Source organism: Chryseobacterium taichungense, assembly GCF_900109935.1.
Taxonomy (GTDB): domain Bacteria; phylum Bacteroidota; class Bacteroidia; order Flavobacteriales; family Weeksellaceae; genus Chryseobacterium; species Chryseobacterium taichungense.
Window position 1 is genome coordinate 133,740 of the sequence record NZ_FOBV01000005.1, and the last position, 16,682, is coordinate 150,421.

Genomic DNA, 16,682 nt, shown 5'->3' on the forward strand with positions numbered 1-16,682 from the left:
AAATCAAAATATTGCAAAAGCGCCTCGATAACCGGGGCGTTTTTTGTGTTTTTAGGGCCGAAATTATTTAGAATGAAAAAAAATAACCATAAAAGTGAAAATTTTTTAATCAACGATGAACAATTAATAAGAAAATAAGAAGTGATAAATAAACCGATGAGAGACAGTCATTTAGGTAATAAAGGTATCTGCAAAGTATTGCGGACAGGTATTTTTTATTTTTAATTTTAAAATTAAATGGTTGATTTTCAAGTATTTAATTGAAAAATAAATTTGTGAGTTAAAAAAAATCATATTTACTTTGCAACCGAAAATTGAAAGCAACAGGTTTTCAGCATTTCAAAACTTTTTAAAATAATAAAATGAAACAATTTAGAAACATATTCCATCAACATTCAGAATTACGCGGACAAAAACCGATGGGATTGGTGTGTGCATATGTTCTTGATAATGGATTTTTAAATAAAAGGTGCTTATATAAATGGGTCAGCTAGTACACTGACACGTCTGAAAAATATAAAGCGCCTCCCAAAAAGAGGCGCTTTTTTTATGGTTTCTCTAGCTTATTGGTAAAGCGTCGGTTTGTGGCACCGGAGAACAGGGTTCGATTCCCGGAGATACCCAAAAATGTGAATGGTCAATGGTGAATATATTTCACAAATGAATTTAAAAATTGACAAGTAAAGCGAATTGACAACTGACTATTCACAACATCAACAATCTCATAGCTCAATGGGTTAGAGCACCGGTCTTTTAAACCGGGGGTTGAAAGTTCGAATCTTTCTGGGATTACAAAAAGGTGAATGGTTAATGGTGAGTTTGTTTCACAGGTGAATTTAAAAAACTGACAAGCAAAGCGAATTGACCATTGACAATTCACAAAGAAAGGTCTATTGAGGTAATGGCTAACCTTCCCGACTGTCTCTCGGGCACTGCGGGTTCGATTCCCGCATAGACCGCCAGATGATGAATTTAATTGTTTCAAAGAAGAGAAAGGAAAAGTCTGTCAAGCGCAGACGATCTTTAGCCAAAAACACAAACTACAGACAGGCTTTTCTCAACTCAAATTTGATGCTGTAATAAAGGAATTGAAAGTTTAAACATAATATAAATTTTAGATAAATAAAGTCTGTCAAAGCGCAGAAGTTCTTATATCAAACAAAATTAAGACAGGCTTTATTTTTAAATGAAACTTAAAATGAATGATTAGTAAAGCGGAAAATTGCTCATTACTCATCAAAACGATGGTTCGCCGAAGTAGAAGAGTCGGGGCGGTCTGCAAAACCGTTGCGTAAGCTGAGAGGGTTTGAGTCCCACAACCATCTCAAATAACTAAAATGAGATTAGTTCCGAAGAAAGAAAAGTCTGTCAAAGCGCAGAAGTTCTTATATCAAACAAAAATTAAGACAGGCTTTATTTCTTCAAAAATAACAGGAACAGTTGTGTAGATGGTCTGCACGTTAGTCTGAAAAACTAAAGGTACAGGTTCAATTCCTGTCTGTTCCGCAGAATAAGAGCAATAATTAATATAGGATGTGCAAATATGTTAAAAGTAATTATTTAGGTACAATTTAATATTACTCATTACCTATTGCTCATTACTTATAAAACTGATTCATAGTGTAATTGGTCAGCACACAAGACTTTGACTCTTGTTGTTCAGGTTCGAGTCCTGATGAATCAACAAAACTACTCCGATGTTGTAATGGTAGCATTTCAGTCTCCAAAACTGAGGGTATTGGTTCGAGTCCGGTTCGGAGTGCAGGAAATAATGCATAGGTTAGAAAATAACCATATTTAAAATCATTTATGAATTATAAAAAATATAAAACTTAAAAAATGTAGAAAAAATGGAAACGCAACAACAACTATGGCAGAATATGACGGGAAAGATCTTCCAAAGCCCTATCACGCAGCTGGTAGAAGAAGCCATCATCCGCGAACAGGCTAATGGTCACCGACTGAAAGTATGTGTGGGCTCCGATTCTCACGTTTACGGGAAAGCCATTAATTATGCTACGGCAGTTGTCTTTATCCGTGAAGGAAAAGGAGCGTTTACCTTTATCAGAAAAGAAAGAGAAATACAGAATATCACTATCAAAGAACGAATGCTGAATGAGGTCAATAAATCTGTAGAAATTGCCTATGCAATATGCGCAGTGCTGGATGCTTATGGTGTGGAAATGGAGGTGCACGCAGATATCAATACCGATCCGGATTTCAAATCCAATGTCGCATTAAAGGATGCGATGGGATATATTCTCGGAATGGGATATGTCTTTAAAGCAAAACCTTTTGCATTCGCGAGTTCCAACTGTGCTGATATGATGGTGTAATAAGACGGGAGCTGGATGAAGGAAGCTGGAAGTTTAAGCAATATTTATCATCAAGTTTTTTTATGTTAAAATAGTAAAATCATGGAACTAACAAAAAGATTATTGTTTCTAGATGATATAAGATATCCGGTTGATGTATATCATTACACAAAACAGGATATCTACCTTCGAAAAGACTGGCATATTGCTCGAAATTACGAACAATTTGTCAATAGAATTTTGGAAAATGGACTTCCGGAAATGATCTCTTTTGACCATGACCTTGCTGATGAACATTATTGGAACAATGATGCTGGTAGTTTTGTCGAAAAAACAGGATACGATTGTGCAAAATGGTTAATTGATTACTGTATGGATAACGACTTAGATTTACCGGAATTTTATTGCCATTCGATGAATCCTGTAGGGAAGGAAAATATTGAAAGCCTTTTAAAAAATTTCAAAAACATTATAAATTAAACAAACAATGAAACCCAATATATTTTTTACCGCTGATCATCATTTTGGTCACGAAAATATTATAAAATTCTCCGAAAGGCCATTTGAGTCTTTAGATCAGATGAATGAAGAACTTATTAAACGATGGAACGAGAAAGTCGGAACAAACGATGTGGTCTACCATTTAGGTGACATAAGCTTAGGCAAACCTGATTTCACAAAAGAAGTCCTGGATCGCCTCAACGGAAATATCCATCTGATAAAAGGTAACCATGAAGGTGCGGCTTTAACATATCCTAAAAGATTCGAATCCATAAGAGATTATCACGAATTAAGGATTGATGAGCCCGAAAACGGCAATGGCAAGCAAAAAATAATTCTTTTTCATTACGCCATGAGAACCTGGAATAGCTCGCATCGCGGAATATGGCAACTTTACGGCCACTCGCACGGTACTTTACCTGATGATGAAATGAAGCTTAGTTTCGATGTGGGAGTCGATTTTCATAATTTCTATCCTGTTTCTTACGAAGAAGTAAAGGAAATTATGAAAAAGAAAAAATGGACGCCGCCGTTTCCTCCAAGAAATTAAAGAACAGAAGATCGGGATCGAGGCCGCAACTGTAAAAGCTTCCAGCTTCTATCACCAAGCTTTCAAATATTAAAATTTAAACAAATGAAAACAACAGAAAATATATTAATTATAGATCTTGAAGCAACGTGCTGGAACGACCGGCCGCCAAGAGGTCAGGAAAGCGAGATTATTGAAATCGGAGTCTGTATCATGAACGCAGAAACCGGAACGATCTCACAGAATGAAGGGATTTTAGTTAAACCTCAATTCTCAAAAGTGAGTCCGTTTTGTACGGAACTGACGAGCATTACTCAACAAATGCTGGATGATGAAGGCGTTTTGCTAGAAGATGCTTTGGATATCCTCAGGGCAGAATATGATGCTGAAAATCTCACCTGGGCGAGTTACGGAAACTATGACCTGCATATGCTTCAGAGCCAGGCTAGACGATTTAAAGTAGATTATCCTTTAAGCGATGATCATATCAATGTGAAAACATTATTTGGTGAGTTGCATCCGACTGTCCGCAAAAGTGTGGGGATGGCAAGAGCGTTAAGCGAGTTGAATCTTAAACTTGAAGGCACTCATCACCGTGGAGTAGATGATGCGAAGATTTTGCATTGGTGTTTGGAACAAATGTAACGATGTAATAATGTAACAATGTAGCAATCTGGCAGTATTACAATTTAATGGATGATATGGAAGCAGAGTTCTATTTTTTTGTAAATTATTTTAAAGCGCAAAAAGGTTGCGCAACGGCAGTTTTACTTTGCATCATCAAAATGAAACAATACTAAAATTTTGAAAATAAATTTTAGTCAAAATATCAGGCAGGTCTTGTTGAGTGCTTCGGTTTACGGCACCATTGCAGAAGAACTTGTTGAGAAACATCAGTTGGTTCTGTTCAGCTTGATCTGAAGGTTTGAGGAGTTTTCCAAAAAACTTCTACCATTCGCTATGGGTCGGGGGTTCGAATCCTCCTATTTCCTTCGGGGGAATATAACTCAGTCAGGTTAGAGTAATAGCTTTTTTTTATTGTGGGTTCGAGTCCCACTACCAAGTCGATTGGTATGGCGGAAATGGTATACGCACTACATTACGAATGTAGATTATTTGAAATAGACTCAAAATCTATTTTTTTTCGCGAGTTTGAATGTTCTCATCAAAAATATTCATGGAAAGATCCGGGATGTTTTCAGTTGTTGAATCAACATTTTGAAAAAGCCTGCAAGAAAAGATGTTTTCTGAAATTAAAATTGCCATAAAGAGCTTATTATATTTGAATAATTTCTGAAAAGGACGATTTCTGCGTGAGCGATGGTAACGGATATCCTTTTTTGCCTGCAAAAAAGATAGAAGTGAACGTAGCGACCCGAGTTGCTGGTTATGCCATGGCGAGGGACACGCCCAAAAAATCTAAACTTTTAAGAATACACTGAAAGATAGGTTCTGAAACAATGATTATTCTGAAATGCTTTCCTTCCGCCATTTTTGGAAGAAGAGATCACGGATTTTCCATTTTTAATTGAATTAATAACCATTTAAAATAAAAACAATGATAAAAAATTTACAAATTAAAGCTTATGAAAGGGGACTTGTTTTCAAAAACGGAAACCTGATTGATATTCTGAATGAAGGGAATTTCTGGATTTTCGGAAGTAAATCTGTAGAGGTTTATGATATGAAAGTTTTATTTAAATCCAACACCGATCTTAGTCTTTTGCTGAAAAATGAAGGCCTGAAATCTATGCTGGAAGTGATTGAAGTAAAAGATGGCGAAATCGTTCTGGTATATGAAAACGGAATTTTCAAGGAAGTATTGAATGTAGGACAATACGCATTCTGGAAAGGCATTTTCAACAGGGAATTCCAAAAAGTTGATTTAACGAAAGTCGAGATTACAGAAAATGTTTCCAAGACGATTCTTGAAAATGCTAAGCTGAAGACTTTTGTAAGAAAGTTTGTCATCACCAATCAATATAAAGGTCTTTTGCTCATTGATGGAAAGCTGGATAGGGTCTTAGAAGCCGGAACGTATTATTTCTGGAACAACGAAACTTCTATTGAGGTGAAAGCTATTGATACGAGAATGCAGCAAATGGAAATTGCAGGGCAGGAGCTTCTGACGAAGGATAAAGCTATGCTACGGATCAACTTTTACGTTCGTTTCCAGGTGGAAAATATAGTGAAAGCGGTGATGAGTAATAAGGAATATGATAAACAATTATACATCCTGATGCAGTTGGCTTTACGGGAATTTGTCGGAGCTTTAACCCTCGATGAGTTGCTTCTGAAGAAAGATTCCGTGGGAAAAGAAATTCTTCAGAATCTCGGAAATAAAGCAGAAGATCTTGGTCTGAAAGCTTCCGATGCCGGAATCAGGGATGTGATTCTGACCGGGGAAATGAAAGAAATCATGAACCAGGTCTTGATTGCTGAAAAGAAAGCTCAGGCTAACACCATTATGAGACGTGAAGAAACTGCTTCTACAAGAAGTTTGCTGAACACAGCAAAACTTATGGAAGAAAACGAGGTTCTCTGGAAACTGAAAGAAATGGAATATATGGAGAAAATTGCCGATAAGATCGGGGATATTACCGTATCAGGAAACAGCAATATTGTGTCTCAGCTAAAGGAGATCTTTGCGAAATAAAACTAATAATCATCACTATAGATCCGGGCTTTGCTTTGCAAAGCCCGGATCGCCCGTATTATATTATAAAGTTTTCTCAAGCCATTCTTCATAAGAAAGAATACCCCATTCCGGTTTTCCTTCGCCTTCCAATACAGAAATAAATTCCAGCTGATTTCCGTCGGGATCATTAAAATAGATCGCCAATGCCGGCATCCATGCGAAAACCATAGGTTTTTCTGTTCCGTTTTTCAGGAAGTTGTAGGGAGCTAAATTTTTATCTTTCAGAAATTTAACAGAATAATTCAAAATATCCTCTTTATCTGCTGTAAAAGCAAAATGTCTTGTCTGCAGATTTTCTTTCTGTTCCCATAAACCCAGCATAGATTCTTTGTTTTTACCGATCCACAGAAAGGCAATCGGGCGGTTTTCATCTCTGTGGGCCAATTCTAATCCTAAAATGTCAGTGTAAAATTGGATGCCTTTTTCAAGATCACTTACATGAACATGTGTTTCATATAAACCTTTAATCATAACATTAATTTATTCAACAAAACTATAAAACGATTTTTCTAAAATTGATCACCATTGATTTTTTAAGGTAAAACAGATGATAGATATATTTTATAAAGCCGGATTATATATTGAAGTGGATGATCAGATCGATTTATAAATTTAAAATTGGAGACAAGACTTCCAGTGACTACCTTTGCCCTGAAATGAAAAATACCATTGCTTTATTCGATTTTTCGAAAAAAATAAATTATAAAAATGAGTTGCTGGCAGGATTTACGGTAGCGATGACCATGATCCCGGAATCGCTTTCTTTTGCTATTCTTGCAGGACTTTCTCCACTGACAGGATTATATGCGGCTTTTATGATGGGGCTCGTGACTGCCATTTTCGGAGGTCGTCCGGGAATGGTTTCCGGAGGAGCCGGCGCAACGATTGTGGTTTTGATCGCTTTAATAAAAACGCACGGGGTAGAATATCTTTTTGCCACCGTGGTGCTCGCCGGGATATTCCAGATGTTGGTAGGGATTTTCAAATGGGGAAAATTTGTGAGATTGATTCCCCAGCCTGTTATGTATGGTTTCTTAAACGGATTGGCAGTTATCATTTTTATGGCTCAGGTGGGGCAGTTTAAAGTCACCCAAAACGGAGTTACCGAATGGCTTCACGGAACAACGCTGTACATCATGTTGGGATTGACCTTGCTTACGATTGCTATTGTTTACTTTTTTCCTAAAATCACAAAAGTTGTTCCAGCCTCTCTTGTTGCTATTCTCATTGTATTCGGAGTTGTTGTAGGCTTTGGAATTCATACAAAAACGGTTGCAGATATTGCCAATATCAGTGGAAATCTCCCAAAATTTCACATTCCCGATCTTCCTTTTTCTCTGGAGACTTTACAGATCATTTTTCCATATGCGCTGGTAATGGCTGGAGTCGGACTGATCGAGTCACTTTTAACCTTATCAATGGTGGATGAAATTACCAATACAAAAGGAAATGCCAACAAAGAATCCATAGCTCAAGGTTTGGCAAATATCACCAATGGATTTTTCGGAGGGATGGGAGGTTGCGCCATGGTAGCACAAACCCTGGTAAACCTGAATGCAGGCTCAAGGGCGAGGCTTTCCGGAATTATAGCATCGATTATGATATTGATTATCATTTTAGTGGGTGCACCTTTCATTGAAAGAATTCCGATGGCGGCTTTGGTTGGTGTTATGATGATGGTGGCCATCAGTACTTTCCAGTGGGTTTCGATAACGATTGTCAATAAAATGCCGAAATCGGATATTTTTGTTGGGATCACGGTAGCTTTAATCACTATCATTTTACATAATCTTGCTTTGGCAGTATTGGTAGGCGTCGTTATTTCAGCATTGGTTTTTTCCTGGGATAATGCGAAAAGAATACGGGTGAGTAAGCATACTGATGAAATGGGAACTAAATATTATGAGATTTCCGGGCCGCTATTTTTTGGTTCCGTGACGACCTTTATGGATAAATTCGACCCTATAAATGATCCTGAACGAGTTGTTGTTGATTTTAAAGAAAGCCGCATCGTTGATATGAGCGCCATTGACGCTTTGGATAAATTGTCTAAAAAATATACCCAGCAGAATAAAACTTTACATTTAAAGCATCTCAGTGAAGACTGCCGTAAAATGCTGAAAAATGCAGAAGCGGTAATAGAAGTGAATATCCAAGAAGATCCTACATATAAGGTGATGCCGGAGAAGTGAGAGTACTAAAAGGCGTTGAGTTTTAGAGTGTTTTTGTATATCATTTTCTTTCATTGATATAAATTCGATTTACGAAAAATCATAAAAATATCTTAAAACATCGAACTAGATTTAGACATTAATTTAAAAATTCTATCTTTGGGATGAATTGATATGTATTACACAAATTGATGAGGACAAACAATAACCAATTTAAAAATCTTTTTCAAGAAAAAAGCTAAATAAAAACTTTAACTAACCCATTTTGAAAACAGATATCGACATCCACAATCATTCACATTTTTCTTTCGATCTGTGGCTTACTTTAATAAAATCTCACCCTGAATTTAAAGCAAAAAGAGTTGAGCTTTTCTCCTCATTTTTTGACATACAAAAACCGATTGATGAGGTTGCCAAAGCGGTAAAATATTACGACGATCTTTGCAATTCCATCAATGAAGTCATTGGCGGTAATGTAGATACTTTTGAAATTTATTTACTGATCTTACATGCTTTGGAAGTAGATTTAAAACAAGTAAATAAGGCACAGTTAAACGAATTCTATCAAAAAAGTGAAGACTTATTTTTAAACTATAAGCCTGTTGTGATTTTTGAAAATCTCCATAAGCTTTTTGATGAAATTAAAAGTCAGGGAAAAACAATAAATATTCTTAGCAATACGGGTTTTATTAAAGGAAAAACAATGAGAAAATTTCTGATCGGTGAAAATCTCGATCAATACATAGATTTTCATATATATTCTGACGAAATCAATTGCTCCAAGCCAGACCCGAAGATATTTCAGGAAGTGAAAAATTTATTAAAAAATCAGGATTTAGATTTACATCAGATTTTACACATCGGTGACAATCCGATAGCAGATTATAAAGGAGCAAAGGATTTTGGTTTCAACGCACACTTACTCACACACAAAATATAACGTATGAACAAAAGGTATAGTCTACATCACATTCATTCGGCTGATGAATTCACTTTTTCACCCGCAGAATACAGCTTTTTCAAGTACGGCGATAAGTCGTATGCTGAGAAATTTGCAAAAGAACTATTCGAAGGATTTATTTCCGAACATGAAAATATTTTAGATACAGATAAAGAGATTGTTGTTTTACCAAGTCCTTATATGGCGATTCCTACGGCTTCTAATTTTCTGTGTTTTTACTTTAAAAAGCATTTGGACTTTTATTTATTTCAAAAAGGGAAAAGATCAAGTATTCTTTCAAAAATTAACAGAAATCATACGTACACGACTGATTACGGAAATTTAAGCTTTGAAGATCGTAAAAATCTGATCGCAAACGATACTTATTATCTTGATAAAGATTTTCTTAGAGGAAAACTTTGTATTTTTATAGATGATATTAAGATTACAGGAAGTCATGAGTTTACGGTGAATAAAATTCTGGATCAGTATAATGTAGAAGCAGATTTTTTATTCATGTATTATGCGGAACTCATGAATTTTGATCTGGATCCTAAAATTGAAAATTATTTTAATTATTATGCGGTAAAAAATATTGAACACATTACAGAAGTTATGAAAAAACCAAGCTTTCAGTTCAATACAAGGATTGTAAAATATATTTTAGGTCTGGATTCAGGTAATTTTGAGTATCTTACGTCTAAAGTAAAAAAGGAACAGATGGATCACCTTCTTGAACTTGCAATAAGCAACAATTATCATTTAATAAAAGAATACGAAAATAATATAAATACTTTAACACAAACCGAACTATACTATGGCTATTAACTTACAGAAAGGACAAAGAGAAAATATAAACGCACCAAAATTCACCGTAGGTTTAGGGTGGGATATCAATAATACGTCTACAGGAACAGCTTTTGATTTAGATGCATCTTTATTTTTGTTAGGTGAAAATAAAAAGCTGGTTTCAGATAATCACTTTATTTTTTACAACAACCTTGAATCTCCGGATAAAGCCGTAATACATACGGGCGACAATCTTACGGGTGAAGGTTCAGGAGATGATGAGCAGATTAAAATAGATTTAACCAAAATAGATCCTGCTGTAAAGGAGATCACTGTTGTAGTGACCATTCACGAAGCAGATGCGAGAAGACAAAATTTCGGACAAGTGAGAAACTCTTTCATCAGAATTTTCAATACAGATACCAATGAAGAGATTTTAAAATACGAACTGGATGAAGACTTCTCCATCGAAACGGCTGTAGAATTCGGAAGAATCTATAACAGAAACGGCGAATGGAAATTCGAAGCAGTTGGTGCAGGCCAGCGAGAAGGACTTGAAAAATTTGTAGCAATCTATCAATAATTTTATTATGGATAACCAATCTAATCAACCTATAGATCCGCTTGGATCAATCGAACCATTAAAAACTTTCGAACCTACTCCAATGGCGCCGCCTACCAATATGGAAGCACCAAATACGCCTCCTGCTCCTTTAGTAGACAGAGAAGGGAATGTAAATCTTTCCCAGCTGCAATCCGAAGAGCGCCAGAAATACGAGACGCTTGCCAATTCTATCGATGAAACCAACCCGGGATCCATCGTAAACTTTGGGGCAGATCTTCAGAGAACATTATCAAACCAAAGTGATAGTTTCCTGGGGAATGTAAGAAGATCCAACTCAGGAGAAGTGGGTGAGCTGATCAATAATTTATTGGTAGAACTTAATTACGTTGATGTAGAAGAATTAAATCAGAATAAATTTAAAAGCTTTTTAAGCAAATTGCCTTTCATGAAAAGCGTAATGACGCAGATTGAGAATTTATTTGCAAAATATGATAAGATCATCAACAATATCGACCAGATTTCGTATAAAGTAAACGCAGGAATCATTACTTCTACAAAAGATAATGCAGTTTTGCAGACGATTTTTGAAAGCAATATAACAGCGATCAAACAAATCGAAGAACTTGTGATTGCCGGAAATCTTAGAATGGAAAAAGCTGGAACGGAACTTGCCGCTATGGAAGCCGCTCCACAGAATTATCAGGATTATGAGATCGCGGATAAAAGAGATTTTATTGCAAGATTAGACAGAAGATTAGCCGATCTTAAAGTGGTTCGCTTAATCATGATGCAGTCACTTCCGCAGATCAGACTGGTGCAGAATAACAATGTTTCGATCGCCGAAAAAGCACAGACCATTTTAACAACGACACTTCCGCTTTGGAAAAACCAGCTTTCATTAGCTGTTGCCATGTACAGACAGCAGCAAAATATTGAAATACAGCAGAAAGTTTCTTCTACAACAGAAGAGATTTTAAGAAAAAATGCAGAACGTCTCGGGCAGAATTCAATCAACGTGGCGAGAGCCAACGAACAGACGGTAGTTTCTATCGAAACATTGAGAGAAACAACATCGAAATTAATTAATACTTTAAATGAAGTAAAACAGATCCAGAAGCAGGGCGCAGAAGGAAGACGAAAATTGGATCAGGATCTGATGACTTTAGAGCACGAACTAAAAGCAAACGTACGAGGATAACATTGATATCAGGTGAATGAAGATGCTGTAAATATAATGTCACAAAGCAAGAGAAGATTAACGAAACTTAAACTTCTTGCAAATTTTTTTGAGAATGTTGATATTATTTCCATCTACATTAAGACGGATATTATTCATAATCTTTTTCAGGAAGACAAAGGACTTGATTATAGTAAACTTGAACTTTTCCATCTGCAGTACACCGATAGCCTTATTGAACTTTTAACCAAAATAAAAAGACAAAAGGAAAATGATATGCTGGCGGTACTCAACGAAATTGATATCAATAAAAAATATATTTCAGGTTTTGAAGAAAAACAGGTAGACGGTTTTGAAACAGACCGTAAAATGTACAGCGGTATTTTTTCCAATCATCTGAAAAATATTTATCAGGATCTTACAGAAAATAAATTCCGAATCAATTGGGAAAATATTCTGTATTTTAATAAAAAATATGCAAAAGAATTCTACCGGTCTGAAGTTAATGAAGACTTATTGAAATCTGCTGCATTTCCTGCTTACCAATATCAGGATTATCAGATTGAAAGAAAGCTGCTGGGGAAACTTAATATTCAGAACTTTAAAGTTCGTTTTATCTGTGGATTTATAGTTTCGGGAAATGAATATGAGCTTTTTAGAATTTTTCAGACAGACGATCATTTTGTCTTTGATATTGAAGGTAAAAAAATGTATTTAACAGATCCTAAAAGAATGGAAAAATTAAATACATCACCGAATGAATCGAATCAGGGAGCAATCATCAATCAGCTTAAAAAGAAAAATGAAGAGCTGGAAAATGCGATGGACGAGCGAAAAAAAATACTACCAGATCAGGTGCAAAGTGTGCTAAAAGATTATATTAAAAATCTTGAAAATACGGATGTTATGAGCAGAATATTTGATATTAATGAAGAAACAAATATTCTTCGTGCAATGCTGAATTTAAATTTAAATAATAATTAAAGGTAAATCGTACATCGTTTATTTTTACGAGTTAACAATTACGATTCACAAAATAGTAAACAAAACTAAACATAAAAAGATGGCTATTAACTTACAAAAAGGTCAACGAATTAACCTTACAAAAGAAAACGGAACAACGCTTAGCCAAGCGTGTGTAGGAATAAACTGGGGGGCAATCGAGAAAAAAGGTTTTTTCGGAGGTATTACCAGAGAGGCAGTGGATCTTGACGGAAGCTGCATTCTGTACGACTCAAACAAAAATGCAACTGAAGTTATTTATTTTGGAAACCTGAAATCAAAAAACGGAGCCGTAAGACACAGCGGTGACGACCTTACAGGAGATATTAACGGAAATGACGGCTTAGATAATGAGGTAATTACTGTAGATTTCAGTAATCTTGATTCAAATGTAGAGCATGTTGCCCTTGTTCTGAACAGCTATAAAGGCCAGGATTTTGGTACCATTCCTTTTGCTTCGATCAGGATTTATGAAGGGACTCCAACGAATGTGAGGGAAGTCTTCGCTAAATATGATATCGCCAACGATGCATCATTCAAAGGACATGTAGCGATGGTGATGGGCGTTTTTTACAAAAGAAACGGCGAGTGGAAGTTCAACGCGATCGGAGATCCTACAAAAGACAGAAAATTGCAGGAAACCATTGAAACTGTAAAACAAAAATATTTGTAATAGGCTAAAATTAATAGGAACGGGCTTTAGCCCGTTTATAAAAAAGATTTTCAACGGCTTTAGCCAAAATCTAAAGTCTATCTATCTACAATCAAAACGAATGGCAATATTTGTACCCCGTACAGCTATTGCTTTTATCATATAATAAGCACATATAAAAGTGGGACAAAATACTAGCATTTTAGATCTGCATCCTGGCCTGGTCTGGGGATTTGCGATAACGGTAGTTATCATGTTGCTCCTCGATCTGGGAGTTTTCAACAAAAAAAGTCATGAAGTTTCTTCCAAAGAAGCTACCATCTGGACGATCGTCTGGATCTCCCTGTCAATGGTATTCTCAGGAGTCGTATATTGGGTTTACAATTCAGATTTGGGGCCCGGCAGCCATGCGCTGGCGATAGAAAAGTTTACACAGTATCAGGCGGCATACTGGATCGAGAAAGCCCTTTCGGTGGACAATTTATTTGTATTTATCCTGGTTTTCGGATTCTTTAAAGTTCCGAAATATCTTCATCACAAAGTGCTGTTCTGGGGAATTATCGGGGCGCTCATTTTCAGGGCAATTTTTATTTTCGCAGGAGTTGGGTTGATCAATCTTACCTATCTTCCTGAAATGAATATTTTTGGGGAACCTGTAAAAATCAATATTGTGATGGCTCTTTTCGGTCTGTTCCTCGTATACGCAGGAATTAAATCCTGGGGTGACGGAGATGATGACGAAGAAGAAGATTACAGCAATACGGCCGGAGCGAGATTAATCAAAAGATTCTGGAAAGTTTCGGATAACTATGTCGGCGATAAATTCTTCACCGTACAGAACGGAATGAAAATGGCGACTCCGCTTTTGGTGGTGGTAGCCGTTATTGAATTTACAGACGTACTTTTCGCCGTAGATTCTATTCCTGCCATATTTGCCATCTCCAATGATCCGTTTATCCTTTATACATCGAATATTTTTGCGATTTTAGGTTTGCGGTCTTTATATTTTCTGTTGGCCAATTTTATCCATATGTTCAGCAAATTGCCTTACGGACTGGCAGTTATCCTGTCATTTATCGGAGTAAAAATGCTGATTGCCCCGTGGATTCACATCCCGTCACCGGTTTCTCTGGGAATCGTTGGAGGAGTTTTGGTGATTTCAGTCATTCTTTCTATTATTTTCCCTGATAAAAAAGATGATGGGAAAGAAAAAATTGAGGAATAATTTTTATAAACATGAATACATAGAAAAGGCTTTACATTTCATAGAGCCTTTTTATTTGGTTCAAATCTATGAATAACAAAGGTTAAATATTCTGGATAAAATAGCGTTTTGCACTGCATTAATAGCATTTTTTAAAGGTTAATGACGCTTTGCATATGATTAAAATGAATTTGCACATGATAAATGGCGCTTTGCAATAGGTTAATAGCATTTTTTAAAGGTTAATGACGCTTTGCATATGATTAAAATGAATTTGCACATGATAAATGGCGCTTTGCAATAGGTTAATAGCATTTTTTAAAGGTTAATGACGCTTTGCATATGGTTAAAATGAATTTGCAGTAGGGAAATTACTCTTTGCAGTAGGTTAATAGCTCTTTGCACCAGGTTAAAATGGATTTGCACAGGGAAATTACTCTTGCATAGGTTAAAGCCTGATTGAAATGAACAATTGCTTGTGTATCTGATATTCTATCTGAAGTTTGTTTGCTTTTTCACTTGTTATATTTCAAAAGCTTATTCATTTTAAGCCTTGTCTGCATCGAAACTTTATACGCTTCATCCCTAAGCTTCTGAATTTTTCCGACAGGCTGGAAGAATATTTTACTTTCAAAAGGATTAAATGAAAGCAGTTCATTTTCGCAGGTTTCCGGATCCAGAAGATCATTTTTTTTAATTCTTACCTGCCCGATTTTTATATAAGGTGCATTTTTCCATTCGACATTGAGCTTATTGATGGGTTGGTCTTCCAGGTTATAACAAAGCTGAATCATAACATCTGCTGCAAAATCATTTGTCTTTAAATAAGCTTCCAGCGCGTTCTTTGTTTTTAATCTTTTCCCAAAATTCTTATCGACAGATAATGGTTTAAGTTTAATTTTCATCATATATTCTCCCAATCGGTAGGCTCCCACCGAATGATAATCGAATGACAGGAAAAAATCATTTCTTTTACTCCATAGCTTAGCTATATTTTTCAAAAAAGATCCTGTAAGTGTTGAAGGAATCACTTTAATAATCTGCATCATCAAAGAAAAAGAGCTCCATTTTTTCACAAAAAACCGATTGACAGATGTGAACAGCTTTAAAAAGGTGCTTACAGAATTAATTGGAAATAAAGGAAAGTTGACCAAAGGAAAATTGGCAAGCAGGTCTCCATTTTCGTCTTTGATCTTTACGGCAAATCCGTAAGCCGGAATATCTTTTTTACCTTTATTTATTTTTAAATGGGCGTTAGAAAAGCGGATCTTCAAATCATACTTATCCTTATCAAAAAACGGCTGAAGTTTTTCAGGAATATTTTTATCAATGATAAATTCGCCACTGGTGACGGCGTATGTTTTGGCGTGAGCATTTCTGGTGGCATACTCTACATCACTCACGGAAGGTGACTGCTCAACAAAATCGGCAATGCTTTTTTTATTGATCTCAAGGAGTTCTCTTTCCTCGTCAGTCAGCTTATCAAACTTCTTATTATATTTTAGTGGACTTGGCATTCAGTTTTTAAATCCAATTATAAAGCCAAGTTTCGGAAATGCTGTTAACACAGTATTAAACATATCTGAATTTTCTGAAATGAGATCCCACAGCCATAATTAGTTAATAATTTATCTAAAAAAACTTCCCGCATCATGCTTCCACCTTCCAGCTGTAAAATCTTATCTTTGTAAAAAATATCAATATGGGAGTAGCAGATATGTTATTTAAACGCAAAAAAGAACAGGCAGAGAAAAACCTGAAAGACGGTCAGGAATATATGGCAGAATACGGGAAAAGAGAAACGGTGGTTGAGTTGCCAAGCGGATTGCAATACGAAATCATCAAAGAAGGCGACGGTGAAAAACCTGGCCCGAGATCTACTGTAAAATGCCACTATCACGGAACAACAATTTCCGGAAAAGTTTTCGACAGCTCTGTAAAAAGAGGAACACCAGCTTCATTTCCGCTGAATAAAGTAATTAAAGGATGGACGGAAGCGCTTCAGTTGATGCCCGTGGGAAGCAAATGGAGATTGATCATCCCGCCGCACTTGGCATATGGAGATCAGCAGATCAGTAAAGAAATCGGTCCCAACAGTACACTCATTTTTGAAGTGGAATTGCTTGAGATCAAATAATA

The 16,682-nt window shown here is 36.0% G+C and carries 16 protein-coding genes and 7 tRNA genes; 21 read left to right on the top strand and 2 right to left on the bottom strand.

Features of this window, described 5'->3' with window-relative positions; genetic code table 11:
• Nucleotides 1-551: 551 nt before the first annotated feature.
• The 12 genes from BMW64_RS12275 (at nt 552) to BMW64_RS12325 (ending at nt 6,001) form a co-directional block, all read left to right on the top strand.
• Nucleotides 552-624: transfer RNA gene (locus BMW64_RS12275), tRNA-His, on the top strand.
• A 94-nt stretch (nt 625-718) separates the two neighbouring features.
• Nucleotides 719-792 (top strand) — tRNA-Lys (locus BMW64_RS12280).
• Between the two features lie 95 nt (nt 793-887).
• Nucleotides 888-962 (top strand) — tRNA-Asp (locus BMW64_RS12285).
• 281 nt (nt 963-1,243) lie between these two features.
• A tRNA-Cys gene (locus BMW64_RS20700) sits at nt 1,244-1,325 on the top strand.
• Between the two features lie 108 nt (nt 1,326-1,433).
• Nucleotides 1,434-1,506 (top strand) — tRNA-Phe (locus BMW64_RS12290).
• Between the two features lie 105 nt (nt 1,507-1,611).
• A tRNA-Gln gene (locus BMW64_RS12295) sits at nt 1,612-1,684 on the top strand.
• A 7-nt stretch (nt 1,685-1,691) separates the two neighbouring features.
• Nucleotides 1,692-1,762: transfer RNA gene (locus BMW64_RS12300), tRNA-Trp, on the top strand.
• Nucleotides 1,763-1,850: 88 nt separating this feature from the next.
• Complete coding sequence (locus BMW64_RS12305) at nt 1,851-2,336, top strand: ribonuclease H-like YkuK family protein (RefSeq protein WP_090000257.1); 486 nt, start codon at nt 1,851-1,853, stop codon at nt 2,334-2,336.
• 81 nt (nt 2,337-2,417) lie between these two features.
• Complete coding sequence (locus tag BMW64_RS12310; RefSeq protein ID WP_090000258.1) at nt 2,418-2,795, top strand: cyclic-phosphate processing receiver domain-containing protein; 378 nt, start codon at nt 2,418-2,420, stop codon at nt 2,793-2,795.
• A 7-nt stretch (nt 2,796-2,802) separates the two neighbouring features.
• A complete protein-coding gene (locus BMW64_RS12315) occupies nt 2,803-3,366 on the top strand; it encodes a metallophosphoesterase (protein WP_090000259.1) in 564 nt (187 codons plus the stop codon).
• 84 nt (nt 3,367-3,450) lie between these two features.
• On the top strand, nt 3,451-3,990 hold the full coding sequence (locus BMW64_RS12320; protein ID WP_090000260.1) for a 3'-5' exonuclease: 540 nt from the start codon (nt 3,451-3,453) through the stop codon (nt 3,988-3,990).
• Between the two features lie 913 nt (nt 3,991-4,903).
• Complete coding sequence (locus tag BMW64_RS12325; protein ID WP_090000261.1) at nt 4,904-6,001, top strand: slipin family protein; 1,098 nt, start codon at nt 4,904-4,906, stop codon at nt 5,999-6,001.
• Between the two features lie 63 nt (nt 6,002-6,064).
• Here BMW64_RS12325 and BMW64_RS12330 read toward each other — a convergent pair whose 3' ends face one another.
• On the bottom strand, nt 6,065-6,514 hold the full coding sequence (locus tag BMW64_RS12330; RefSeq protein WP_090000262.1) for a VOC family protein: 450 nt from the start codon (nt 6,512-6,514) through the stop codon (nt 6,065-6,067).
• A gap of 185 nt (nt 6,515-6,699) precedes the next feature.
• Here BMW64_RS12330 and BMW64_RS12335 point away from each other — a divergent pair, with 185 nt between their 5' ends.
• From BMW64_RS12335 to BMW64_RS12370, 8 genes are all read left to right on the top strand, one after another.
• A complete protein-coding gene (locus BMW64_RS12335; RefSeq protein WP_090000438.1) occupies nt 6,700-8,235 on the top strand; it encodes a SulP family inorganic anion transporter in 1,536 nt (511 codons plus the stop codon).
• A gap of 244 nt (nt 8,236-8,479) precedes the next feature.
• Nucleotides 8,480-9,154 carry an HAD family hydrolase gene (locus BMW64_RS12340; protein WP_090000263.1) on the top strand — a complete coding sequence of 225 codons (675 nt, stop codon included), beginning with the start codon at nt 8,480-8,482 and terminating at the stop codon, nt 9,152-9,154.
• A gap of 3 nt (nt 9,155-9,157) precedes the next feature.
• Nucleotides 9,158-9,982: a phosphoribosyltransferase family protein gene (locus tag BMW64_RS12345; RefSeq protein ID WP_090000264.1), complete on the top strand. Its 825-nt coding sequence runs from the start codon at nt 9,158-9,160 to the stop codon at nt 9,980-9,982.
• Nucleotides 9,972-10,526: a TerD family protein gene (locus BMW64_RS12350; protein ID WP_090000265.1), complete on the top strand. Its 555-nt coding sequence runs from the start codon at nt 9,972-9,974 to the stop codon at nt 10,524-10,526. Before BMW64_RS12345 ends, BMW64_RS12350 begins: the two co-directional genes overlap by 11 nt.
• A gap of 7 nt (nt 10,527-10,533) precedes the next feature.
• Nucleotides 10,534-11,706, top strand: a complete 1,173-nt coding sequence (locus BMW64_RS12355) for a toxic anion resistance protein (RefSeq protein ID WP_177175284.1) — start codon at nt 10,534-10,536, stop codon at nt 11,704-11,706.
• A gap of 36 nt (nt 11,707-11,742) precedes the next feature.
• The gene (locus tag BMW64_RS12360) at nt 11,743-12,669 is read left to right on the top strand and encodes a hypothetical protein (RefSeq protein ID WP_090000266.1); all 927 of its coding nucleotides are present in this window, start codon (nt 11,743-11,745) and stop codon (nt 12,667-12,669) included.
• A gap of 79 nt (nt 12,670-12,748) precedes the next feature.
• Nucleotides 12,749-13,360, top strand: coding sequence for a TerD family protein (locus BMW64_RS12365; RefSeq protein WP_090000267.1), 612 nt, complete (start codon nt 12,749-12,751; stop codon nt 13,358-13,360).
• A gap of 160 nt (nt 13,361-13,520) precedes the next feature.
• Entirely contained in the window at nt 13,521-14,564 is a 1,044-nt protein-coding gene (locus BMW64_RS12370) for a TerC/Alx family metal homeostasis membrane protein (RefSeq protein ID WP_090000268.1), read from the top strand.
• A 494-nt stretch (nt 14,565-15,058) separates the two neighbouring features.
• Here BMW64_RS12370 and BMW64_RS12375 read toward each other — a convergent pair whose 3' ends face one another.
• Complete coding sequence (locus BMW64_RS12375; protein ID WP_090000269.1) at nt 15,059-16,060, bottom strand: catalase family protein; 1,002 nt, start codon at nt 16,058-16,060, stop codon at nt 15,059-15,061.
• Nucleotides 16,061-16,245: 185 nt separating this feature from the next.
• Between BMW64_RS12375 and BMW64_RS12380 the strand changes: the two genes are divergently transcribed.
• On the top strand, nt 16,246-16,680 hold the full coding sequence (locus tag BMW64_RS12380; RefSeq protein ID WP_090000270.1) for an FKBP-type peptidyl-prolyl cis-trans isomerase: 435 nt from the start codon (nt 16,246-16,248) through the stop codon (nt 16,678-16,680).
• The last annotated feature ends 2 nt before the right edge of the window (nt 16,681-16,682 follow it).